General features: G+C 51.3%; 26 protein-coding genes. 16 read left to right on the top strand and 10 right to left on the bottom strand.

Annotated elements, in window-relative coordinates:
- Positions 1-2 precede the first annotated feature (2 nt).
- Positions 3-794 (top strand): tetratricopeptide repeat protein, encoded by a 792-nt coding sequence (locus tag HF324_RS01065; RefSeq protein ID WP_168808625.1) that lies wholly within the window; start codon positions 3-5, stop codon positions 792-794.
- A 2-nt stretch (positions 795-796) separates the two neighbouring features.
- Here HF324_RS01065 and HF324_RS01060 read toward each other — a convergent pair whose 3' ends face one another.
- On the bottom strand, positions 797-1,420 hold the full coding sequence (locus HF324_RS01060; RefSeq protein ID WP_168808623.1) for a sensor histidine kinase: 624 nt from the start codon (positions 1,418-1,420) through the stop codon (positions 797-799).
- Positions 1,421-1,529: 109 nt separating this feature from the next.
- Here HF324_RS01060 and HF324_RS01055 point away from each other — a divergent pair, with 109 nt between their 5' ends.
- Positions 1,530-1,784: a hypothetical protein gene (locus tag HF324_RS01055; RefSeq protein WP_168861768.1), complete on the top strand. Its 255-nt coding sequence runs from the start codon at positions 1,530-1,532 to the stop codon at positions 1,782-1,784.
- Positions 1,785-1,830: 46 nt separating this feature from the next.
- Here the strand turns inward: HF324_RS01055 and HF324_RS01050 are convergent, their stop codons facing one another.
- The 5 genes from HF324_RS01050 to HF324_RS01030 all read right to left on the bottom strand — a co-directional run bounded on the left by HF324_RS01050 (position 1,831) and on the right by HF324_RS01030 (position 5,715).
- A complete protein-coding gene (locus tag HF324_RS01050; protein ID WP_078669614.1) occupies positions 1,831-2,541 on the bottom strand; it encodes a response regulator transcription factor in 711 nt (236 codons plus the stop codon).
- A gap of 62 nt (positions 2,542-2,603) precedes the next feature.
- Positions 2,604-3,623 (bottom strand): sensor histidine kinase, encoded by a 1,020-nt coding sequence (locus HF324_RS01045; protein ID WP_078669615.1) that lies wholly within the window; start codon positions 3,621-3,623, stop codon positions 2,604-2,606.
- A complete protein-coding gene (locus HF324_RS01040; RefSeq protein ID WP_168808617.1) occupies positions 3,620-4,108 on the bottom strand; it encodes a gliding motility lipoprotein GldH in 489 nt (162 codons plus the stop codon). The genes HF324_RS01045 and HF324_RS01040 overlap by 4 nt, the downstream gene beginning before the upstream one ends.
- 15 nt (positions 4,109-4,123) lie before the next feature.
- On the bottom strand, positions 4,124-4,999 hold the full coding sequence (locus tag HF324_RS01035; RefSeq protein WP_168808615.1) for a YicC/YloC family endoribonuclease: 876 nt from the start codon (positions 4,997-4,999) through the stop codon (positions 4,124-4,126).
- A gap of 137 nt (positions 5,000-5,136) precedes the next feature.
- Positions 5,137-5,715, bottom strand: a complete 579-nt coding sequence (locus HF324_RS01030) for a pseudouridine synthase (RefSeq protein WP_246269368.1) — start codon at positions 5,713-5,715, stop codon at positions 5,137-5,139.
- Positions 5,716-5,786: 71 nt separating this feature from the next.
- On the opposite strand from HF324_RS01030, the gene HF324_RS01025 reads away from it, so the two are divergent.
- The 14 genes from HF324_RS01025 (at position 5,787) to HF324_RS00960 (ending at position 19,859) form a co-directional block, all read left to right on the top strand.
- Entirely contained in the window at positions 5,787-6,497 is a 711-nt protein-coding gene (locus HF324_RS01025) for a Crp/Fnr family transcriptional regulator (protein WP_078669619.1), read from the top strand.
- Positions 6,498-6,606: 109 nt separating this feature from the next.
- Positions 6,607-7,161 carry a hypothetical protein gene (locus HF324_RS01020; RefSeq protein ID WP_168808611.1) on the top strand — a complete coding sequence of 185 codons (555 nt, stop codon included), beginning with the start codon at positions 6,607-6,609 and terminating at the stop codon, positions 7,159-7,161.
- Positions 7,162-7,163: 2 nt separating this feature from the next.
- Positions 7,164-9,596, top strand: coding sequence for a heavy metal translocating P-type ATPase (locus HF324_RS01015; protein ID WP_168861767.1), 2,433 nt, complete (start codon positions 7,164-7,166; stop codon positions 9,594-9,596).
- A gap of 187 nt (positions 9,597-9,783) precedes the next feature.
- Positions 9,784-10,080: a cupin domain-containing protein gene (locus HF324_RS01010; protein WP_168808607.1), complete on the top strand. Its 297-nt coding sequence runs from the start codon at positions 9,784-9,786 to the stop codon at positions 10,078-10,080.
- Between the two features lie 7 nt (positions 10,081-10,087).
- Positions 10,088-10,246, top strand: a complete 159-nt coding sequence (gene ccoS, locus HF324_RS01005; protein WP_078669623.1) for a cbb3-type cytochrome oxidase assembly protein CcoS — start codon at positions 10,088-10,090, stop codon at positions 10,244-10,246.
- A 40-nt stretch (positions 10,247-10,286) separates the two neighbouring features.
- Positions 10,287-12,455: a cytochrome-c oxidase, cbb3-type subunit I gene (ccoN, locus tag HF324_RS01000; protein WP_168808605.1), complete on the top strand. Its 2,169-nt coding sequence runs from the start codon at positions 10,287-10,289 to the stop codon at positions 12,453-12,455.
- Between the two features lie 21 nt (positions 12,456-12,476).
- The gene (locus tag HF324_RS00995) at positions 12,477-12,656 is read left to right on the top strand and encodes a CcoQ/FixQ family Cbb3-type cytochrome c oxidase assembly chaperone (protein ID WP_168808603.1); all 180 of its coding nucleotides are present in this window, start codon (positions 12,477-12,479) and stop codon (positions 12,654-12,656) included.
- Between the two features lie 9 nt (positions 12,657-12,665).
- A complete protein-coding gene (locus HF324_RS00990; protein ID WP_168808601.1) occupies positions 12,666-13,742 on the top strand; it encodes a cbb3-type cytochrome c oxidase N-terminal domain-containing protein in 1,077 nt (358 codons plus the stop codon).
- Positions 13,743-13,746: 4 nt separating this feature from the next.
- Positions 13,747-15,135 (top strand): cytochrome c oxidase accessory protein CcoG, encoded by a 1,389-nt coding sequence (gene ccoG, locus HF324_RS00985; protein ID WP_168808599.1) that lies wholly within the window; start codon positions 13,747-13,749, stop codon positions 15,133-15,135.
- 27 nt (positions 15,136-15,162) lie between these two features.
- Entirely contained in the window at positions 15,163-15,600 is a 438-nt protein-coding gene (locus HF324_RS00980) for a FixH family protein (protein WP_168808597.1), read from the top strand.
- A 6-nt stretch (positions 15,601-15,606) separates the two neighbouring features.
- Positions 15,607-16,314 carry a sulfite exporter TauE/SafE family protein gene (locus tag HF324_RS00975; RefSeq protein ID WP_168808595.1) on the top strand — a complete coding sequence of 236 codons (708 nt, stop codon included), beginning with the start codon at positions 15,607-15,609 and terminating at the stop codon, positions 16,312-16,314.
- 5 nt (positions 16,315-16,319) lie between these two features.
- On the top strand, positions 16,320-17,678 hold the full coding sequence (gene hemN, locus HF324_RS00970; protein WP_193114980.1) for an oxygen-independent coproporphyrinogen III oxidase: 1,359 nt from the start codon (positions 16,320-16,322) through the stop codon (positions 17,676-17,678).
- A gap of 461 nt (positions 17,679-18,139) precedes the next feature.
- The gene (locus tag HF324_RS00965) at positions 18,140-19,084 is read left to right on the top strand and encodes a UDP-3-O-(3-hydroxymyristoyl)glucosamine N-acyltransferase (protein WP_168808593.1); all 945 of its coding nucleotides are present in this window, start codon (positions 18,140-18,142) and stop codon (positions 19,082-19,084) included.
- 91 nt (positions 19,085-19,175) lie between these two features.
- On the top strand, positions 19,176-19,859 hold the full coding sequence (locus tag HF324_RS00960) for a hypothetical protein (protein ID WP_168861766.1): 684 nt from the start codon (positions 19,176-19,178) through the stop codon (positions 19,857-19,859).
- Between the two features lie 4 nt (positions 19,860-19,863).
- Here the strand turns inward: HF324_RS00960 and HF324_RS00955 are convergent, their stop codons facing one another.
- The 4 genes from HF324_RS00955 to HF324_RS00940 all read right to left on the bottom strand — a co-directional run bounded on the left by HF324_RS00955 (position 19,864) and on the right by HF324_RS00940 (position 23,694).
- Positions 19,864-20,841 (bottom strand): NAD-dependent epimerase/dehydratase family protein, encoded by a 978-nt coding sequence (locus HF324_RS00955; RefSeq protein ID WP_168861765.1) that lies wholly within the window; start codon positions 20,839-20,841, stop codon positions 19,864-19,866.
- 90 nt (positions 20,842-20,931) lie between these two features.
- The gene (locus HF324_RS00950) at positions 20,932-21,780 is read right to left on the bottom strand and encodes a 3-hydroxyacyl-CoA dehydrogenase family protein (RefSeq protein ID WP_168808587.1); all 849 of its coding nucleotides are present in this window, start codon (positions 21,778-21,780) and stop codon (positions 20,932-20,934) included.
- A gap of 174 nt (positions 21,781-21,954) precedes the next feature.
- Complete coding sequence (gene pheS, locus HF324_RS00945) at positions 21,955-22,983, bottom strand: phenylalanine--tRNA ligase subunit alpha (protein ID WP_168808585.1); 1,029 nt, start codon at positions 22,981-22,983, stop codon at positions 21,955-21,957.
- Positions 22,984-23,007: 24 nt separating this feature from the next.
- Positions 23,008-23,694: a response regulator transcription factor gene (locus HF324_RS00940; protein ID WP_078670335.1), complete on the bottom strand. Its 687-nt coding sequence runs from the start codon at positions 23,692-23,694 to the stop codon at positions 23,008-23,010.
- Between the last annotated feature and the right edge of the window lie 105 nt (positions 23,695-23,799).

Genomic DNA, 23,799 nt, shown 5'->3' with positions numbered 1-23,799 from the left:
TTATGAGAAAAGGTAGTATGCCCGGACATAAACATATTAAAACCGCCCTGTTACTGGCTTTCCTGCTGCTTGCCGGCAGCGCGATCAGGGCGCAGCAGGCGCTCCCGCAACAACGTTTTGATGCGGCCAACAGCCTTTATCAGCAAAGTAAATTCACCGAAGCAGCAGCAGCCTATCAGCAACTGATAGATGAAGGCTACAACATAAAAGCATTGTATTTCAATGCCGGCAACGCATACTACAAAGCCGGCAAAACAGGGGAGGCGGTGTATAATTTCGAGAAGGCGCTGCAACTGGCCCCGCGCGATGAAGCCGCCCGGCACAACCTGGCCCTCGCCAATCAAAAAGTAAGCGGTTTCGTGGATGAGTTGCCGTTAGTCTTCTTCCAGCAATGGTGGCGGCAGTTACAACAGCTGCACAAGCCCAATGGCTGGGCGGTGGGATGCATTCTCTTCTTCTGGCTGGCGATCGCCGGTATTATGCTCAACACGTTCCTGCCCGGCTGGAAAAATAAGTTCCTCCGCTGGGGCAACTATGCACTGGGAACACTGTTTGCGCTTTACCTGCTGATGGCGATAGATACTTATGCGGTGGCCAACAACCACCAGACGGGCATCATCACACAGAGCAACATCAAGGTAAAAACAGCGCCGGACGATAACAGCAAAGACGCTTTTGAAGTGCAGGAAGGTATGAAGGTACACATCGCCGACGCCACCAAAGATTACTGCAAAATATCGCTGGCCGATGGTAAAACCGGATGGATCAGCTGCGCCTGGATCAGGCGCCTGTAGGTTTATACCGCTACCGGCATGTGCCGTGACAGCATATGTTCCATGCTGATCGTGAGGCGGTTGCCGGTGGGCCGGTGGGCTTCATCAAACAGCTGCTGCGCCTGGATGCCTGCTTTCAGCTGATATTTCTCACTCATCATATACAGCCGTTCCGCGGCAATGTCTATCCCGGTAGCCTGTCGCTCCCCGGTGTCGTCCAGCAGTTCGCTGGCCTGGATACCGTTGTCTTCCAGCTGAATACAGAGCCGGTTATGGTCTTTTCCTATATGGATCACCAGCCGGCCCCCGGTTTTTTCCGGTCGCATCAGCAACCGGTGCCAGATCACGTACTGCACATAGGGCTGGATAATGAGGGGAGGGATGAGGGTACTGTGGGAGTTGACATCCTGTACAATGCGCACCTGATAAGAAAACTGCTGGTCAAACCGGAGCTGTTCCAGTTGTATGTATAGTTCCAGCGCTTCAAGGTCTTCCTGCAGGGTTACCCATTCCTTGTTGAAATTACCGATCATAAGGCGCATCAGGCGGGCGAAGCGGGTAAGATACAGGGAGGCCATGTCCGTACTGGTGGTAAGGATGTAGTGATGGATAGCGTTGAGGCTGTTAAATATAAAATGCGGGTCCATATGTGCCTGGAAAGCATGGAGTTCCAGGTTGATTAAGGTGTGTTGTATGGTTATTTCTTTCGCTGAGGCTCTTTTTATGTTTTTTTCCCGTTGGATAAAAAATATTACAATGGCAAGGAGACTTAACAAAAAAAACAGCCAGTACGGCCATCCCGCAGCAAAAACTATTTCATTGAAATGTTGTACCACGTCTAAGGTTTACAGGAAAGTTGAACGTCTTTCTGATCAGTCCAATAAATATCGGTCAAATCACTTCTTTGGGGAAACGGTAATTATCCGGAGGCAGGTTTTAACAGGCAAGCGGGGAGAAATTGCGGAAAAGTGGTTTTCCAATCAGGAATTTTTTGATTTTGGAATTTTTTGATTTGTAGTAAATCAATAAATCCCAAAATCAATAAATCTCGACATGTTTAGGCTTCGGTAAACTTGTACCCAACGCCTCTTACAGAGTGGAAGTACTTGGAGTTGCGGCTGTCTTCCTCAAAATATTTGCGGAAGTTGAGGATAAAGTTGTCGATGGTACGCGTGGTGGGATATACGTTATATCCCCATACTACCTGCAGTATTTTCTCACGGGTCACGACTTCGCCTTTGTTTTCGATCAGCAGTTTCAGCAGCATGGCTTCTTTCTTGCTCAGCTCATAATGTTTCCCGTCTTTGCCTACGCATTCCTGTGCGGCAAAATCGATCATATTGTTGCCAAAGCGGTAAACATTGGGCACGCTGTCTTTATCCTGTATTTTTTTGTTTTTGACGATCAGCTTTTCTACGCGCAGCAGCAGTTCTTCGAGATTGAAAGGCTTGGTCATGTAATCATCACCCCCTTTTTTGAGGCCCAGCACACGGTCGGCGCTGCTGTTTTTGGCGCTGAGGAAGAGGATGGGCACTTCATTGTTCTGGATGCGGATGTTTTCGCATACAGCAATGCCGTCCATTTCCGGCAGCATGATATCCAGTATGATGAGATCGAAATATTCGTTTTTTACTGCTTTCAGGGCAGCGGTACCATTATCTACGGCGGTCACCTCATATCCTTCCAGTTCCAGGTTGAGCTTAAGCGCTTCCTGGAGGTTCTCTTCGTCCTCCACCAGTAATATGGATGCTTTGGTCGCTTCCTTCATGTGTTATCGTTTGATGTGACTATAAATCACGGACTTGCCGAAGCATGAATCCGTCAACTAATTTACGCTCTTTGCACGGAATATTGCTGCCAGATTATCTCGAAGCAGGCGCCTGCAGGCTCATTGTCTTTCACCCAGATGAGGCCGTCGTGTTGTTCCACGATTTTGGCGGTGAGAAACAATCCCAATCCTGAGCCCTTTGCTTTCCGGGTGTTTTCGTTGCCAAGGCGGTAGAATTTCATGAAGATGCGTTCTTTTTCCTCATCGGGCACCCCGGGGCCTTCGTCGGACACCTGCAGTTTCAGTCGGTGGCCGGCTTCAAAGAGGCGCACGGTGATCGTGGAGTTGCGGGGAGCATATTTTACCGCATTCTCTACGAGGTTGCTGAGGATGATCTGTAACATCAGCTTGTCACCCTCCAGCCACACATGTGGCAGAATGTCTGCATTTATGACATGTGTCCCGATGCGGTTACGCAGTTCCCGGATATTCGCTTCCAGCAGGGCGGAGAAGTCGAGCGGTTCCTTAAACAGCTTATAGTTGTGGGTTTCCAGCTGTGCTGCCAGCAAAATGTTGTTACAGAGCTGGTCGAGCCGGTTGGTTTCCCGGATGGTATTATCTATCAGCTTGGCCTGCTTTTCCTCATCCAGCTTGTGTCTGCGGATGGTTTCCAGGTTCAGTTTGGCGACAGCGATGGGTGATTTCAGTTCATGCGTCACGGCCATCATAAAGTTTTGCTGTTGCCGGCTGAGCTTCATGTATTTCCAGACGGCTCTATATACAAAGAGCGCGCCGAGCAGTATGATCCCTAAAAAAATGGCGCCTTCCCCCACATATTTAAAAGATCGCATATGAGCGTCTTTTTCAATCCGTTGGAATTCCAGCTGATGTTCTACCGGCTGGGCAAGGCTATCGATACGGAGGGAAAGGTTTTGTTTCTCGAACTGGCTGATCTGTTCACTTTGCCGGAACAGCAGCACGCCCCACCAGATGAGGGCTACGATCGTATAAGCCAGTACGAGCAGGTAAATGAAGGAAACGGACTTTCCTTCCTGCATTTTATTAAAAAATTTTCTCATCATGGCCGTTTGCCGGCTTTCTCTATCCGCAAACCTATATTCATTACATGGGGGAGCGGGTTTTGCCGCATGTTTTGTTCGAATGTAAACTGATAGGTGCCTGGTTTGTTGAAGAGGGCTTTTTGCTGGATGAGTACCCGGTGTTCAAAAATATCATCGATACCGTTGCCATGCCATTTGCCGTTGATATCTGCCAGCGGCAGTTCTACCCTTTGTTCTTTGGGAATACTGTCGCCCGGGTATCTGGTGCCTATCAGCAGCCACATATTGCTGTAGGGGTAGGCGTCGGTATGCCGGACATTCACATAAATATCAAAGAGGGTAGCCGTATCTTCCGGCTGGATGGTCACATCAAAAGAGGGTTTATAGCCGTAAGCCCAGTCGTGTTCCGGAATCTCCCGGTTTTTCTCGTAGGCATCCATCCTGATCGGCTTGCAGGCTGCAGCCAGTAAAAATAAGCCTGCGGTTACCCCAAATAGTCTTTTCATACGGTATACGCCTTGCTATAAAACGTTTAATACTTGTTCTTTGGCTTTTTCCAGTTCGTCTTTCATCAGCACTACCCACTGCTGGATACCGGCGTCGTTGGCTTTGGAACCGGTGGTATTGATTTCGCGGCCGATCTCCTGCAGCACAAAGCCCAGTTTCTTTCCTTTGGCAGGGTCTTCGTCTTTCAGGATCTCACGGAAATAACGGAGATGGTTTTCCAGGCGGGACAGTTCTTCAGAGATGTCCAGTTTTTCCAGATAGAAGATCAGCTCCTGTTCCAGCCTGTTACCGTCTACATTGTCCTTTCCCACATGTTCGGCCAGCAGGCCTTCGAGGCGCTGACGGATACGGTCTTTCCGGAGCGGGTCCAGTTCACGGACTTTGCCGGAGTATTGTTCAATGTTATCTATTCGTTGTTGCAGGTCTGCTTTCAGCATCTGGCCTTCGTCCTGGCGATGCAGGTCCAGATCCGTAAGGGCTTCCTTCAGGGTGTCTTCCACGTCTTTCCACTCTTCCCTGGTCAGCTGTTCGGTAGCAGGCGAAACCACTTCCGGCAGTTTCATCAGCACGTTCAGCAGGTCGCCCTGAGGCAGCTCGAGCTGGTTGGCCAGCATTGTAATAGACTGGTAATAGTATTTCGCCAGGTCTGTATTAATCACAACCGGCCTTGTAGCACCATTCTGACGAATGTTGATGCTGACATCCAGTGTCCCGCGTTGCAGGGTTTGTTGCATCAGCGAACGGATGTCAAATTCGTAGGGTTTTAGCAGGGGCGATATTTTCAGGTTCACCTCAAATTGCTTTCCATTGAGCGATTTGATCTCTACCACGATACTTGTTTCGCCTCTCGCGCTTTCTGCCCTTCCGAAGCCAGTCATTGATTTCAGCATAATAGATATTTGTAGGCAACAAACCTAGTTAAAATTTGTGGATTTGCTAAGGTTGACAGGTGGTTATTTGATGCCAACTGACAGATTTATACAGTGAATCCGGCAATTAAGTATCAAAATACTTAAAACCATCCACATCAGGATGATAGCAGGCGGAGTTTTTTATAAACGGTATTGCGGCTCAGTTGTACCATGTCGCCCGGCTGCATGCCTGCAATCGTTATTTCTTCCATGCGGTAACGGACAAGCCTCAACGTAGGGAAGCCGGTGGCCGCGGTCATTTTACGCACCTGCCTGTTTTTTCCCTCATGAAGCACCAGCCGCAGCCAGGGCGCCGGGATGTTCTTCCGGAAACGGATAGGAGGGTTGCGCTCCGGCAAAAAAGGCTCCTCCGGAAAAATTTCCGCCAGGCAGGGTTTTGTATGATACTGCTTACCGTCCACCGTGATATCCACCCCTTCCTGCAGCTGCCGTATGGCCGCATTGGTCACCGCCCCGTCTACCTGCACCCAGTATTCCCTTTCATGTGCGTATTGCGGCATCAGCAGCCTGTTATTCAACGACTTGTCATTCGTGAGCAACAACAACCCCTCGCTGTCATAGTCCAGCCGCCCCACAGGGTACACATCCCGGGGCACTTTAAAGTAATCTGCCAGGCAGGATTTATTCCCTTCCGGCGTAAACCGGGACAGCACCTCATATGGTTTATAAATCACATAATAATTTAACGACACGACAGCATTTGCTTTGGTTAAGGAGCCGTAAATTAGTACTTTTGCAGATTGATATGGGTAGCACAATTCAAAATCCTGCTTGCCAACATTGCAGGGACCGTTTTTCCTCCATTTTCTGCAAGGCGGAACAGTGCAATCTGGAACAGATTGACCAGGCCAAAGTATGCTCCGTATACAAAAAAGGCCAGGTGATCTTCCATGAAGGTGCATATCCCTTTGGTGTCTACTGTATCAACGACGGTAAAATAAAGCTGTCCCACAGCGGCGACGATGGCCGCGAACAGATTATCCGCCTGGTAAAAGCCGGCGATATCATGGGATACAAAGCGCTGCTCAGCAACGAACGCTATACCGCTACCGCCACTGCCCTCGAAGACTCTTCCATCTGCTTCGTACCGAAAGACCTGTTTATGAGCATCCTCCAGAAAGATGCCTCCCTGTCTTTCGAAATGATGCGCATCCTCTCCAGCGAACTGCGGAAAGCGGAACTGAAAATCACCCACCTAGCCCAGAAACCCGTACGGGAAAGACTGGCAGAAACCCTGCTGTTCATCAAAGAAACCTACGGCGTGGAAGCCGACGGCCATACCCTGAGCGTCCGCCTCTCCCGCGAAGAAATCGCCAACCTCGTAGGCACCGCCACCGAATCCGCCATCCGCCTGCTCTCCGAATTCAAAAAAGACGGTATGATAGAACTGGAAGGTAAAAAAATACGCCTCCTCGATCTCCAGCAGATCGTAAAAACCGCCAATCTCCAGGACTAGCCGCCGCTCCGGCCCACTACTGACAAATATCATACTCCACCTTGATACATATCATTCCGCCGGGATGGGTGTACCGGTACTTTTGTAACATCAAAAATACCATCCATCCATGCATCCATATGCTATCATCAACTTTCACGAACTGACGCCCGCCGCACTCTGCGACGTGATCGTGAACAAGTTCCACCAACCGATAGAACGCACCGCAGAGGAAGTAATGGCCTGGTTTAACCTGGAAAGGCAGGACGACCCGACTGCCCCGGCCACCGCCGATCTACAGCAACTGCTGTTCGCTAAAATGCTGAACGAAATAACCCAACTGATGCGCAAGGAAACCACGCTCATCTTCCCGGTCATCCGCAACGCCACCATTCACAAAAAAGGCCGCAAAAGCCTCAAACCCACAGCTTATGACGGCATCCGGCAATCATTCGATAAAATCATGCTGCTGCTCCAGAAACTCCGCCAGGTAACCGGTAACTACCTGCTGCAAGGCCACTGGAGCCCCGCATATAAAATATGCCTCAGCGATATGTACACCGTTGAACAACTGCTGCAACAGTGGCACTATATCGCGCAAAACATCCTGTACCCCGCCGTACTGCCCGCCAACACCATCGTTATCCGGCAGGATGAAATTCTTAACACCGTAAGTATCGACTAATCATGGCTACCTATTCTGACGTACAAGTATCCTGCTATCACTGCGGGGAAGACTGCCACAACCGCGACATCATCATCCAGGAGAAAGTTTTTTGCTGCGAAGGGTGTAAACTGGTATACGAAATACTCAACCAGTACGACCTCTGTGAATATTATGACCTGAACAACAAACCGGGTGTAAATCAACGGATTACTGTCAGAAAAGATAAATTCGCCTTCCTGGAAGATGAAAAAATACAGCAACAGCTGGTACAGTTCAGGGACGAAAGCCAGACCCATGTCAACTTCTATATCCCGCACATCCACTGCAGCTCCTGCCTGTGGCTGCTGGAGAACCTCCACCGGCTCGATAAAGGCATTCAGCGTGTAACCGTCAACTTTAGCAAAAAGGAAGCGGTCATCATTTTTTCCGAAACACAAACCTCGCTGCGGCGCGTAGCAGAAGTGCTCACCGCCATCGGCTATGAACCTTACATCAGCCTGCAGGACCTGCAGCATAAGAAGCCGGGCATTAAACGTAATCTTATCTACCAGCTGGGCGTTGCAGGCTTCTGCTTCGGCAATATCATGCTGCTCAGCTTCCCGGAATATTTCACCGGCAGCGGCCATACCGACGCAGGCATGAACCGCCTTTTCCAGTACATGAACCTCGTACTGGCGTTACCGGTATTCTTTTACAGCGCACAGGTGTTCTTCAAATCCGCCTGGAGCGGCCTGAAACACGGCTTCCTCAATATCGACGTACCCATTGTGCTCGCTATCGTGGTAACTTTCATCCGCAGCGTGGCAGACGTTATGCAGGGCCAGGCCGGCTACTTCGATTCCATGTCCGGTATTGTCTTCTTTATGCTGATAGGGCGTATCCTGCAGGACAAAACCTACCAGGGCCTGTCTTTCGACCGTGACTACACGGCCTATTTCCCTATAGCCGTCAGCGTTATACGCGAAGAAAAAGAAGTGCCCACCGCCTTACCGGACATCAAAACAGGCGATACCCTGCTCATACATAACAATGAACTGGTGCCGGCAGACGGTATCATCGTCCGGGGAAAAGCATTGATCGACTACAGCTTCGTGACCGGCGAAGCTACGCCTGTCAATAAATCCGTAGGCGAGATCATCTACGCCGGCGGCCGGCAGCTGGAAGGCAACATCGAAATACTCACCATCAAAGAGGTGGCGCAGAGCTACCTGACCAGCCTCTGGAACCGCGACGAGCTGAAAAACAAAGAAGAAAAACACGTGTCTTTCGTGCACCTGCTGGGCCGTAACTTCACCTGGGTGGTACTGCTCATCGCCGCGCTCAGCGCCACCTACTGGGGATTTCATGATCCGTCCCGCATATGGCCCGCCGTGACTGCCATCCTGATCATCGCCTGCCCCTGCGCACTGCTGCTGGCGTCTTCTTTTACCAACGGACATATCCTGCGTATCCTGAGCCGCCACCGCCTGTATCTGCGCAACGCGCAGGCGATAGAAAACATTGCTAATACCACCCACATCGTGTTCGACAAAACCGGTACGCTTACCGGCAAAACCGGCAGTGATGTTAAATATTACGGCGACACGCTCAGCCCTTTCCAGGAAAGCCTGATCGCCAGCCTCGCCAAACAGTCCACCCACCCGCTCAGCAAGGCTATTGCCACGTATTGCAACGCTGCTACGGTGATGCCTGTACGTGATTTCCGGGATGTTGCCGGCAAAGGCGTGTCCGGATGGGTGGAAGGTAATTACATCCGGATGGGCAATGCTGAGTTCACCGGTGCACATCGCAAAGAGGAAGTCGACGGCAGCATCGTATACCTTTCCTTTAACAATAAACTGGCCGGGCTCTTCACCATCCACAACAACTACCGCAGCGGTATCCGGCCGTTGCTGAAACAGCTTCAGCAGCAATATCCGCTGTCTGTGCTCTCCGGCGACAATGACCGCGAAGCCATGAACCTGCGCAGGCTCATGGGCCACGAAACCACGCTGCTGTTTGAACAGAAACCTGCGGATAAACTGGCGTATATCATCTCCCTGCAACAACAGGGTAAAAAAGTAATGATGATAGGGGATGGGCTGAACGACGCCGGGGCATTGAAACAGAGCGATATCGGCATCTCCCTCACAGAAGACAGCAACAACTTTACCCCCGCCAGCGATGGCATTCTCGAAGCCACGCAACTGCCGTTGTTACTTTCTTTCGTACAACTGTGCAAGGCCAACAAACGCATTATCCTGGCCAGTTTCATTCTCTCCCTGGCATACAACATCACCGGCCTTTACTTCGCCGTTCAGGGGCTGCTCTCTCCGCTGGTGGCGGCTATATTAATGCCCGCCAGCTCCATCAGCATCGTGCTGATGACCTACCTGCTGAGCGAATGGCAGGGCAAAAAGCTGGCTGGCCAAGCCCTGCGGGAAATGTCTGACAAAAATCATATTCCTGATTGAGCAATGTCATTGCAGTGCCATGTGGTTGCTGTTACCTTTGCTATCAACACAATATACACACCGTGAAATCTTAAAAGCGCCAGTATTAAAGCCCGATTGAAATGGATGTACGGGCAGCCTGAAAAGCAAGGCTGCCTGTGCATAACGGGTGATCTATGCTTATCCGATTTGCACATATCATGATTTTATGCTGATGAAAACCATGAACGTATTACAGGAAGAGGGGACCGGGAAAGTAACAAGCCGGTTAGTGCTGAAAAGCAGGAGAGCAGAGGCCACCCTTATTATCATGCAACAGGGACATCAGATTCCGCCGCATGTATCCCCTGTAGATGCGATGGTGCTGATACTGGAAGGAAAAGTGGCCTTTATGCTGAAAGACGAAGTTACGGTGCTGGAAACCGGAGACGTGCTGACATTCGGCGCCAACGAAAAACATGCCCTGCAGGCTTTGGAAACAACCCGGTTTTTACTGGTAAAATAATACTGTTATGAGCGTAATTATTCTTTTACTTGGCGCCAGCCTCCTGGTAGCAGCAGGCTTTCTGGCCGCCTTCATCTGGTCGGTAAAGAACGGACAGTTTGAAGATGATTTCTCTCCCGCACACCGTATTCTCTTCGAAGATAAAAAAGATAACACCAACGAATAAACGCAAATAAGCCATCTATTAAGCAACAATAAACAGCACTATGTCTCTCGAAAAATTTTATTACGACAACCGCACGGTAAAATGGTTTGCCTACGCTTGTGTGTTCTGGGGGCTGATCGGTATGCTGGCTGGGCTCTGGGCAGCCCTTACGCTGGTAATTCCGGAGCTTAACCTGGGCTTCGCGCCAACTACCTTCGGGCGTCTCCGTCCCGTACACACCAATGCCGTGATCTTCGCCTTCGTGGGCAACGGTATTTTCATGGGTGTCTACTACTCGCTGCAACGGCTGTGTAAAGCCCGTATGTTCAGCGACCTGCTGAGTAAGATCCACTTCTGGGGATGGCAGGCGATCATCGCCGGCGGCGCACTGACGCTTTTCCTGGGATATACTACCGGCAAGGAATACGCCGAACTGGAATGGCCTTTCGACATCGCTATCACGTTGATCTGGGTGGTGTTTGGCGCCAACATGCTGGGCACGATCCTGCGTCGGCGCGAGTCTCACCTGTATGTAGCCATCTGGTTTTACATCGGCACCTGGGTAGCCATCGCCATGTTGCACATTATCAACTCTTTCGAGTATCCTTTGTCGCTGTTTAAAAGCTATAGCTGGTATGCCGGCGTACAGGACGCACTGGTACAGTGGTGGTACGGTCACAACGCGGTAGCGTTCTTCCTGACCACGCCTTACCTCGGCCTCATGTACTACTTTGTTCCCAAAGCGGCTAACAGACCGGTATATTCCTACCGCTGGTCTATCATCCACTTCTGGTCGCTGATATTCATCTATATATGGGCTGGCCCTCACCACCTGCTGTACACCGCGTTGCCTGAATGGGCGCAGTCGCTCGGCACCGTGTTCAGCGTTATGCTGATCGCACCTTCCTGGGGCGGTATGCTCAACGGTCTGCTTACCCTGCGTGGCGCATGGGACCGCGTAAGGGAAGACGCTATCCTGAAATTCTTCGTGGTAGCGCTTACCTGCTATGGCATGGCTACCTTCGAAGGACCAATGCTGTCTCTTAAAAATGTGAACGCTATCAGCCACTATACCGACTGGACCATCGCACACGTACACGTAGGCGCCCTGGGCTGGAACGGATTCCTGACCTTCGGTATCCTCTACTGGATGATCCCGCGCATTTTCTCCACACAGCTGTACTCCCGCAAATGGGCCAACACCCATTTCTGGATCGGCACCCTCGGCATTATCTTCTACGTGATCCCGCTGTACTGGGCTGCCTTCACCCAGAGCATGATGTGGAAACAGTTCACCGAAGAAGGACAACTGAAATACCAGTTCCTCGAAACAGTGACCACCATCGTTCCCATGTACGCCCTGCGCGCCTTCGGCGGCTTGCTGTACGTAAGCGGCCTTGCACTGATGATCGTGAATCTCTGGAAAACGATCCGCCGCGGTTCTTTCGTCGCCGACGAAGCAGCTGAAGCCGCTCCGCTGCCGAAAGTAATCCCTACTCACGGCAAAGCGCACTGGCACAACTGGATCGAACGCCGTCCTATCCAGCTGGTGGTATTCAGCCTCGTGGTAGTAGCGGTGGGCGGTATCCTCGAAATGGTACCTACCTTCCTTGTACGCAGCAATATCCCGACCATCAGCAGCGTACAACCGTATACGCCGCTGGAACTGCACGGCCGCGACATCTACATCCGGGAAGGCTGTTATACCTGTCACTCCCAGATGATCCGTCCTTTCCGCGACGAGGTGGCCCGTTACGGCGAATACTCCAAAGCCGGTGAATTCATCTACGACCACCCGTTCCAGTGGGGCTCCAAACGCACCGGTCCGGACCTGGCCAGAATAGGCGGGAAATACCCCGACAGCTGGCACTACAACCATATGCTGGACCCCACCTCCATGTCTCCCGGCTCTATCATGCCGCCGTATCCATGGCTGTTTGAAGAGCGCATCGACAGGGGCAAAACGCCCGCGATGATCAACGTAATGCGGAAACTGGGCGTGCCTTATGCAGACGGTTACGAAAAACAGGCCCTCGCCGATCTTGATAAGCAGGCCGCCGGCATCGCTGCCGCCCTGGAGAAAGACAAACTGCCCGTGAAAGCAGACCGTGAAATTGTAGCGCTGATCGCCTACCTGCAGCGGATGGGCAAAGACATTAAAATGGCGCCGGCACAAAAGCCCGCTACCGCGGACGCCAGCACCGGCAGCAACGACAAGAACGATTTTTAGTCAACATAAAAACACAGGACCATGAAGTTCATTAATTATCTGGAATCAATTGCCGGTGTCAGCATCTACCCGATGGCTTCCCTGCTGATCTTCTCCATCTTCTTTGTCTTCGCCGCCTTCTGGGCGTTCCGGGCAGACCGCAACATGGTGGACCAGATCAGCCGCATCCCCTTAGATAATGATGAAACCCAAAGCCTATAAACGATACATATGAAAAGGAAGCTGTTATATACACTCAGCGGCAGCCTGTTATGCAGCCTGTCCGCACTGGCCGGCGGCCCCAAACCGCCGTCCGAGCTGAAAGATCCGGTAGCGCTGGTGCTGCTGACGGTCATCATCGGGCTGGTACTGGTGATCGCCATCCTCGGCAACGCGGTGGTGGGCGCTATGGACCTTTACCGTGAAAGAATGAAAAGAGAAGCAGCCAAATTGCCGGTTATCCTCGTGCTGGTAACGCTCTCCCTGGCAGCAAGCCTGCCGGCGGGCGCTACCAGCCCGGCACCGGAAGCCTCATCCTATTATACATCACTTTCCCAGTCCTCCCTATACCTGTTAGTTTCCATTGTTGTACTGGAAATCGCGGTGATCATCTCCCTGCTTTTTGTATTGCGCTTCCTGGCCGGTATCAAAAACAAGAGCAAGCGCCGGGCCGCTGCCGATGCAGCAACGCCTGCCAAACCACGCATCTCCTGGCTGGAAAAAATCAACAAAACCAGGACCCTGGATGCTGCGTCCGAAACAGAAGAAGACATGGGCCACGACTTCGATGGTATCCGTGAGCTGAACAACCCCACACCGCCCTGGTGGAAGTGGGGTTTCATCTTCAGCATCTGTTTCGGCGTAGTATATTTCTGGCGCACAGAAATATCCCACTCCGCTCCCAACCAGCTGCAGGAGCTGGCCATGGCGGAAGAAAAAGCCGCCGTCGCCAAAGCGGAATACCTGAAGAACGCGGCCAACAACATCGATGAAAACAATGTGAAAATGATGGACAACGCGGACGATCTCGCAGCAGGAGGCAAAATATTCGTCGCCAGCTGCGCCCCGTGCCACGGGCCGCAGGGACAGGGCGTCGTAGGTCCCAACCTCACCGATGATTACTGGATGCACGGCGGCAAAATCAATGAAGTGTTTAAAACCATTAAATACGGCGTACCCGACAAAGGGATGAAAGCATGGCAGGAAGATTTTTCACCGAAACAACTGGCCCAGCTGGCCAGCTACGTGAAATCCATTCATGGCAGCAACCCTCCCAATCCTAAAGAACCACAAGGTGTAAAAGAATAAAGTCATGGCCGACAGCAATACGTTCAGAGACAGTTTAGCCACAGTTGATAAGCAGGGAAAGCGTAACTGGATCTTTGCCCAGCAACCGAAAGGACGCTACTATAACATCCGGAGCATTCTCAGCATCTTTTATTTTAGTGTTTTTTTCAGCCTGCCGTTTATCTCCATAAATGGCAGGCCTTTATTTCTGCTCAATGTAGTAGAAGGTAAATTCATCCTCTTCGGTGCTATTTTCTGGCCTCAGGACTTCTTTATCTTCGGCCTGGCCATGCTGGCCTTTATCCTTTTCATCGTTTTGTTCACGATGGCCTTTGGCCGGCTTTTCTGCGGATGGATGTGCCCGCAGACCATTTTCATGGAGATGCTTTTCCGCCGGATAGAATACTGGATAGAAGGAGATGCCGCCGCACAACGCATGCTGGCCAAACAACCATGGAACACCGACAAGATCATTCGTAAAACCGCCAAACACCTCGTTTTTTACGCACTTTCTTTCCTCATCGCCAATATATTCCTCGCTTATATCATCAGCGCCAAAACACTCGGCAACATCATTACTGCGCCTTTGTCTGAACATACCGGCGGCTTTATCGCCATACTGGTATTCTCCGGCGTGTTCTACGGCGTATTCGCCTTTATGCGCGAACAGATATGCACCATCGTTTGCCCGTACGGCCGCTTACAGGGCGTATTACTGGATAAAAACTCCATCCTTGTGGCCTACGACTACGTAAGGGGAGAACCCCGCGGAAAATTCCGTAAAGATGATGCCCGGGCCATCGGCGATTGTATCGATTGCGCCCAGTGCGTGAAAGTTTGTCCCACCGGTATCGATATCCGCAACGGCACCCAACTGGAATGTGTGAACTGCACCGCCTGCATCGACGCCTGCGACCATATGATGGACAAAACCGGCCGCGCCCGCGGGCTGATACGCTATGCGTCCGAAAACGGCATCGCACAGAAAGCGCCGCTGCGTTTTACACCACGGCTGCGTATCTATACCGGCATCCTCACCCTGTTGCTCGGCGCCATCGTTTTTATGCTCGCCAGCCGCAAACCCGTCAGCGGCACCATTATGCGCACCACCGGCATGCTGTACCAGGAAAGAGGCGCCGACAGCATCTCTAACCTCTACCGTATTAAACTGATCAATAAAACCACTGCTGAAATACCCTTACAGCTGAAACTGGAAGACGAACCGGGACATGTGGAAGTAGTGGGAAAAAGCACCATCACCGTAAAAGCAGAAGGCCAGGGAGAAGGCACCTTCTTTATCATCGTGCCGAAAGCAGCGTTGCACAACCGGAAATCCACTCTTTATATCGGCCTGTATGAAGGCGATAAACGGATCACGCGCATGCGCACCACCTTCCTCGGGCCTGTACAATAAATTTTATAGCATCTAAATCATACCATCATGAACTGGGGACATAAAATCATCATCGTGTTTGTTGTTTTTGCTGCCGGCATCCTGACGCTGGTCACCAAAAGCATGCGCACTAAAATAGACATGGTCACCAAGGATTACTACGCGGAAGAGCTTAAATACCAGCAGGTAATAGACGGTAAAAAAAATGCCGGCGCACTCTCAGCTCCCGTGCTGATCGCTCAGCAGTCTGAAGGTATCGCCGTTACGTTCCCGCAGGAACTGCACGGCGCCAATATCACCGGTAAGATAAAATTCTACCGCCCTTCCGATGCCGGTATGGACGTGGAAATGCCGCTGCGCCTCAGCAGCGGGGGCACGCTGATGATCAACCGCCAGCTGTTCCACAAAGGCAATTACCTCGTGAAAGTACAATGGGAAAACGGCGGCAAACCGTTTTACCAGGAAGAAAATTTACACATTAACTGATCACTCATGATAGGCGCACTTATTCTTGGCTTCCTGGGCAGCTTCCACTGCATCGGTATGTGTGGCCCGATAGCGCTCACTCTGCCGGTCCAACATCTCGACGGGGTGAAGAAACTGGCAGGTATCCTGCTGTACAATGCTGGTCGTATCACCACCTATGCTTTGCTGGGGATGATCTTTGGCTGGGTGGGCCGGCAATTGTACCTCGGCGGCCTGCAACAGTGGCTGTCTATCGGTATCGGCGTCCTCCTGCTGCTGATCGTGTTACTGCAGTACACCGGCATATACCGGTCAAAAGGCGGTCATCTCCCCGGTATCTATCTCTCTAAAATAAAATCAGCGCTGGGTGCACTATTACGTCAGCAGCGATTCAGCACCCTCTATGGTATCGGTGTGCTGAACGGTCTGCTTCCATGCGGGCTGGTGTACCTGGCGGTCGCCGGCGCTGTTGCCACCGGCGCCACCTGGAAAGGCAGCCTTTTTATGGCCGCTTTTGGCGCAGGTACCATGCCGGCGATGATGACCGTCACCTGGTTCAGCCACCTGGTGAGCATCGGGGTACGCAACCGCATACGCGCCCTCATACCGGTAGCAGTAGGCATTATGGGCATCCTGCTTATCCTGCGGGGGCTCAACCTCGGCATACCGTATATCAGCCCTGTAATGTCTGCCCACAGCGAAAAAGTGGTGGAACGTTGTTGTCATAAACCTTAAAGATCATGGACCTTATCCGCAAATACAATATCGCAGCTCCCCGGTACACCAGTTATCCGACTGTACCCTACTGGGACGAAAACACTTTTAACCTGCCGGCATGGAAGACGTTGCTGAAAAAAGCATTTCAGGCCACCAACCATAAAGACGGTATCAGTATTTATATCCACCTGCCGTTCTGCGAAAAGCTCTGCACCTATTGCGGCTGCAACAAACACATTACGGTCAACCATGCGGTGGAGACGCCCTACATACAGACCGTACTGAAAGAATGGGAACTGTATGTGGCTGCTTTTGAAGGCAGGCCCCGTATCCGCGAGATACATCTCGGCGGCGGCACCCCTACTTTTTTCAGCCCGGAGAACCTGATGATGCTGCTGCAGGGTATTTACCGGCATGCAACATTACTGCCGGATGCTTCCCTCAGTTTTGAAGGTCATCCCGGCAATACCACGCCCGAACATCTGCAGACATTATACGACCTTGGCTTCCGCCGCGTGAGCCTCGGCATCCAGGATTTTGATCCAAGGGTGCAGGAGATCATCAACCGGTTACAACCTTTCGAAATGGTGGAGAAGGTGGTGGAACACGCCAGGAAAATTGGCTTCACGGCCATCAATTTCGACCTGATATACGGGCTGCCGTTACAGACCGCCTGCGGTATGCAGGACACTGTCAGCAAAGTGATGTTGCTAAGGCCGGACAGGATCTCGTTTTACAGCTATGCACATGTGCCGTGGATCAAAGGCGTGGGACAACGCCGTTACACTGAAGCCGATCTGCCCAAAGACGAAGAGAAAAGACGGTTGTATGAACTGGGTAAAAAGCTCTTCGCCCGGAACGGTTATACCGAGATCGGGATGGACCATTTTGCACTGCCGGGAGACGAGCTGTTTATCGCCGCAGAGAAAGGTGAACTGCATCGTAACTTCATGGGTTATACCGTTTCCCACACCTCGCTCCTGGTAGGACTGGGTGCTTCTTCCATCGGTGATAACGGCTATGGCTATGTACAAAACGAGAAGCAGGTGGCAGCGTACCAGGAGCGGGTAGCCGGAGGAGAATTTCCCATCGTCCGCGGACATATCCTCAGCGATGAAGACCAGCTGCTGAAAGGACATATCCGCGACCTGATGTGTACTTTTGAAACGAGCTGGCGCAAGGCCGACACACAGTGCGACGCGGTGATAGAAGGGCTTCAGCGCCTGCAGGAACTGGAGAGGGACGGACTGGTGGAAGTAGTGAAAAACAGCGTGAAAGTTACTGCGCAGGGACGGCCGTTCATCCGTAATATCTGCATGGCATTTGATGCCCGGTTGTGGAGAAAACTGCCCGAAAGCCAGTTGTTCAGCAAAGCCATATAACTTCATCGGGAAAAAATGGGGAGCAAAGGATACTTCAACGTGTTTTTGCTCCCTTTTCCCTTTTTCCGGAGATGGGGGAGCGGGAGATAAAATGCCCCTTCAACAGATGAAGTGATGTATACCCGATGAGGAAGAAAAAAATAGCAGTCGGCTGTAATGCTTGCCAGCAAAGGATTTCAGCGGCAATAAAAAAAGTCTGACCGTTGGAACAATCAGACTTTCTTATTATGTGAATGGGTTAGTAAGTACAGGGAAACAAAATTCCCTACACAATATTAAAAAGAATTTCATGACAAAAGAAAAATTTTACAAAAAATTTTATTCACACTACTAAAATAATTGTGGATAACAGCAGTCTGAAACTTCCCGGTTATCGTTATACCCCCCTCCATATTTTGCTTATTGCTTTCCCCGATTTACTACCTTTGTTGCACTTAATATTATTCAACAACTCAGATCATATGAAGTTTGAAGCACCCGTTGCAGTAACGGAAATCGCTGCATTCATAGGCGCAGAGCTGGTAGGCAACAGCCAGCTGATGGCTACCGGCCTCAATGAAATACACAAGGTAACACCCGGGGATATATCTTTTGTAGACTTTGAAAAATACTATAACGCCAGTCTGCAATCTGCCGCCACTATCATCATCATCAACAAGAAAGTGGAATGCCCCGAAGGCAAGGCGCTGTTGGTACTGGAAGATCCCTTCAGTGCTTATGTAAAACTGGTAAACCGCTTCCGTCCATTTGAACCGGCCAGCAAAGCGGTCAGTGATTCCGCAGTGATCGGAGAAGGTACTATTGTACAACCTAACGTATTCATTGGCAATCATGTGCGCATCGGCCGCAACTGTCTGATACATCCTAACGTAACGATTTATGACCACGCTGTTATCGGCGACAACGTGATCATTCATGCCGGTACCGTACTCGGTGCTGATGCATTTTATTTTAAGAAAAGAGCCGACAGAGAGGTGATATACGACAAGCTCGTAAGCTGTGGCCGGGTGATCATCGAAGACGATGTGGAAATAGGCGCAGGCTGCACGATCGACAAAGGCGTAAGCGGTGATACCATCATCGGCCGGGGCACCAAACTGGATAACATGATCCATATCGGTCACGGTACCGTGATCGGCAAAAACTGTCTCATTGCCGCGCAGGTTGGTATAGCCGGTAAAGCCCATATTGAAGATAATGTGATCCTCTGGGGACAGGTAGGCGTGAACAAAGACCTCACCATCGGCAAAGGTGCGGTGGTACTGGCGCAAAGCGGCGTACCCAGCAGCCTCGAAGGCGGTAAAGTATATTTCGGTTACCCGGCAGAAGTGGCCAGCGAAAAAAGACGAGAACTAGGCTGGGTAAAACGTATCCCTGAAATCTGGGACAAAGTAAAATCCCTTTAACCAATTACGAATTACGGATTACGAATTACGAATGGGGGTTTTTCCCGTCGTAACCGTCAATTCGTAATTCGTAATCCGTAATTCGTAATTCATGAAAAAACTACTGTTTCCCTTTCTCTTTCTCCTGTCCTGTACCACTGCCAAAAAATCCACCACGACCCCGACGGTCCACAACCTGTACAGCCAGGCGCAGGAATGGCCCGTAAAGGTGAACGACGGCTGGCTGACCGCCAAAACCATCTCCTTCGGACTGTATAGCACCACCTCCCGGAAAAACGGCGTGGCGGAAACCATGGGCAGCTTTGTCAAAGATCCCAAAACACCTTTCAACTTCTACGTAAACGGTAACGATGAACATATCCTGGTGCAAACCATGAACACCACCCGGATCGCTTTCAGTAATCGCGATTTACCGGCCGTTTTAAAAGACCTTGACGGCAGTACGGCCCTTTCGTACACCCTGATCAACGGGACTAAAAATGAGCCGCTGAAACGCTGGGAAATGATATTAAAATCACCCGGGTACCTGGAGCTGAACAATAACAAACAGGCGGGCATCCTCCGTTGTGCAGACACGGATATCCGCATTACGGCACATAACCGTTACGGCAAGGTCAATTCCTACGAGAAAGTATGTTATGAGTTCCAGTATCGCGGTCAGCCGGTAGCAGCAGTTATTGCCGGCGACAAGCCCCGTGTGTGGGTCAGCAAAGATGCCCCTGCGGAAACCGCCAAAACACTGGCGGCGGCTATCGGCGCGTTGTTGTTGAAGTAAAATATCAGTTGCGGGAGGCCAGGAAAGCGGCGGATATTTCCCGGATGGTTTCTTCCAGCGGGCGGAAGGTAAATTCAGGCAGCGCCTTCAGTATCTTTTGGTTGTCGTAGTACACCTTCAGCTGTGCCGTACGCGCCGTTTCTTTCGTTATGACCGGTTGTTTGCCTGTCAGCAGCCCCTTTACTTTTTCGAGCCGCCACACCAGTTCCGCCATCCACGGTTTCGCTGCGATATGGGGCGGCTTTTTACCCAGGGCATGGGCCATGGAGGTAAACAGCTGCCGGTATCCCCAGTTGCCGGCCGACAGGATAAACCGTTCGCCGCTCACGGGGCTGTCCATCAGCAGGACCATGGCTTTTACCACATCCAGAACATCCACGAAGCCGTTAACCCCTTCGGTATAATAAGGGAATTCTTTCCAGGCATTCTTCAGCAGGGTACCGGAGCCTTCATCCCAGAAGCCGGCGCCCAGTATGATAGAGGGGTTGACGATCACGGCATCCAGCCCTTCGGCGATCCCTCTCCACACTTCCATCTCCCCCTGGTATTTGCTGATGCTGTAACGGGAGTTATTGGGGCTGTCTTCCCATTCGCAATCTTCATCGATGGCGGCCTGCTCCTTCGCTCTGCCGATGGCGGCGACCGAACTCACATATACCAGCTTTTTTACGCCGGCATCGAGCGCGAGGTTCACCACGTTGGCCGTCCCTTCCACGTTGATCTTCATCAGACCGGCGGCATGCCCGGGCTGAAAAGACACTACAGCGGCGCAGTGATACACCTGGGTAACGCCCTGCATGGCGTCTTCCAGCGCGCATACGTCGAGGATATCCCCCTGCACCCATTCTATCTTTCCGGAGAGGTCCTGTAACCGGGGAGACGGGGCTTTCCGGTAAAGGGCTCTCACAGGCTTACCTGCCGCAACCAATGACCGAATCAAATAACTGCCTAAAAAACCTGTACCGCCGGTTACTAAAATCATGAAGACTAATTCATTTACTTAAGGAGGCCCAAAAATAACTAATGATTTCCGTGATTTGAGCGGTCCTCCTGATTTATAACTGTTAAAAGTTTACTGCTCGTACCGGTAGAAGCCGAGGCCCGTTTTGCGGCCCAGCCTTCCGTCTTTCACCCGCTGTTCCTGCAGTGCGTTGGGCCTGAAGCGTGGCGCCTGCTGAAAAGCGTCGTATAGTGACTGTGTCACTGCCAGATTGATATCATTACCGATGAGGTCCATCAGGGCAAAAGGCCCCATCCGGAAGCCGGCATTTTCCAGCAACTGATCAATGGTGCTGAAGTCGGCCATCCGCTGTTCGGCCAGCAACATCGCTTCCAGGTAGTAATGGCGCGCTACCCGGTTAACGATAAATCCCGGCGCATCTTTCACCCTTACCGGCACTTTGCCCATCGCCCTGGCCAGCTCATACACGCGGCCGGCCACTTCCGGCGATGTTTGTTCACCGCTTACTACTTCAACCAGCTTCATCAGGTGGGCAGGATTAAAAAAGTGCATACCGGCCACCCGCTGCGGATGGGGGAGGGTGGCTGCCAGTTGGGAAACGGACAACGAAGAGGTATTGGAAACAAAGATGGCGTCTTCCCGGTTGATAGGCGCCAGCTGGCTGAACAAAGCTGTTTTGGCCGCCATATCCTCGACAATGGCTTCAATGATCACGTCCGCCACACAAAGATGGATATCGCTGGTAAAAGTAAGCCGCTCCAGGATAGCGTCTTTGTCTTCCGCTTTCAGGCGTCCTTTTTCCACTGCTGTGGTCAGGCTTTTGGTGATCTGCGCCTGCGCTCTTTCCAGCCCCTCCGGGCGAATGTCAAACAAGACCGTCTTATAACCACCGGAAGCTGCTACCTGGGCTATGCCGGCACCCATGGTGCCAGCGCCGCATACAGCAATAGAATGTATCATCTTGATTTGGGAATTTTTTGATTTACGATTTTTTGATTTGGAGGCTGCCTGGCTTACCTGAAATCAACGATAAATCATTTGTCGGGGACTTTTTTTTGATTTACGATTTTTCGATTTAGACTGCCGGGGCATACTTCAAATCAAAAAATCGTAAATCAAAAAATCGCTAAATAGCTATACCGTTCCTTCAAATTGCTCCAGGAAGCGGGTATCATTCTCAGAAAACAGACGCAGGTCTTTGATCTGGTATTTCAGCATGGTAATACGTTCGATGCCCATGCCGAAAGCGAAACCGGTATATTTCTCCGGATCGATGCCGCAGTTGGCCAGTACTTTAGGGTGTACCATGCCGCAACCCAGGATTTCTACCCAACCGGTTTGTTTACATACGGAACATCCGGTACCGCCACAGATAAAGCAGGAGATATCCATCTCGGCGCTGGGTTCTGTGAACGGGAAGTAGGAAGGACGGAAACGGATACCGGTGTTTTCGCCGAAGAACTCTTTCACGAAGTGATAAAGCGTTTGTTTCAGATCGGCAAACGAAACGTTTTCGTCGATGTACAACCCTTCTACCTGGTGGAAAAAGCAGTGTGCACGGGCGGAAATGGTTTCATTGCGGTATACCCTTCCCGGGCTGATGATGCGGATAGGCAGTTTGCCTTGCTCCATCACCCGTACCTGGGCGGAAGAAGTTTGGGTACGCAACAGCCAGTCAGGATTTTTGCTGACAAAGAAAGTGTCCTGCATATCACGCGCAGGGTGATTTTCCGGGAGGTTCAGCGCAGTAAAGTTGTGCCAGTCGTCTTCGATTTCCGGGCCTTCTGCAATAGTAAAGCCCAGCCGTTCGAAGATGCGGATGATTTTATTCCGCACCAGGCTGATAGGATGACGGGTACCCAGCCGGTGAGGGGCCTCGGGCATCGTATAGTCTATCTCCTGATGATTGGCGCCGGCAGCTTCTTTCAGCGCTGCAAACGCTTCATAGCGCTCTTCTGCCAGCTGCTTAAACTCGTTCAGGATCTGTCCGAATTCTTTCTTGCGATCGTTGGGGACCTGTTTCATTTCGCCGAAAAGGGCCTTCACGATGCCTTTGGTACCGAGGAATTTTATCCGGTACTGCTCCAGATCGGCCGCATTGGCGGGCGTAAAAGCCGCTATTTCCTGTTTATAGGCTGCTATTTGCTGTACTAACTGTTCCATAAAGAACAAAGATAAGCGATAATGCTAAAATATCAGCTTATAACCAACCCCCCGGATATTAACGATCTGGACCCGGCTGTCGTCCTTGAGATAACGCCTCAATTTGGTGATAAAAACGTCCATACTGCGGGCGTTGAAGAAATTGTCGTCGCCCCAGAGGTCCATCAGCACGGCCTTGCGTTCCATCACCTCATTTTTGTTGTCATACAGCCGGCGCAAAATCTCGGCTTCGCGGTGGGAGAGAAACTCGGTGGTGTTATTGCGGGTAAGGGTCTGTTTGGCATAGTTGAAGATGTACTGGCCGATCACCACGGAACCCTCTTCCATCTCCTTCACCGCCGGATGATCGCTGAAGCGCTTCAGCAGGGCCTTGATACGCACAATCAGCTCGTCCATGCTGAACGGCTTCTTGAGATAGTCGTTGCCGCCCAGCTCAAACCCCTTCACCACGTCTGCCGTCTGTGATTTGGCTGTCAGGAAGATGATGGGCGTGAATTTGTCCTGCTTCCGGATCTCGGCTGTCACCGTAAAACCGTCCATATTAGGCATCATGATGTCCAGCACCACCACATCCGGCCGCTCCTGCTGGTACAGGCGCAGCCCTTCCTTGCCGTCTTCTGCATACAGCATCTCAAAACCGCGGGTTTCCAGGCTGTCTTTAACAATCTGGCCCAACTGCCATTCATCTTCTATTAATAATATTTTCGCCATATCGTTTTTTTCGTTCCCGGGCCCCAGGGCTCTCGCCCCGGGCACGTTGCGGAACAGGTGAAGTATTGGAGCTGTTCCGTATGAAAGTCATGTACCTGCTATCAT

Origin of the sequence: Chitinophaga oryzae (assembly GCF_012516375.2) — a bacterium.
Lineage (GTDB): Bacteria > Bacteroidota > Bacteroidia > Chitinophagales > Chitinophagaceae > Chitinophaga > Chitinophaga oryzae.
This window is presented reverse-complemented; position numbering and strand designations above follow the sequence as displayed.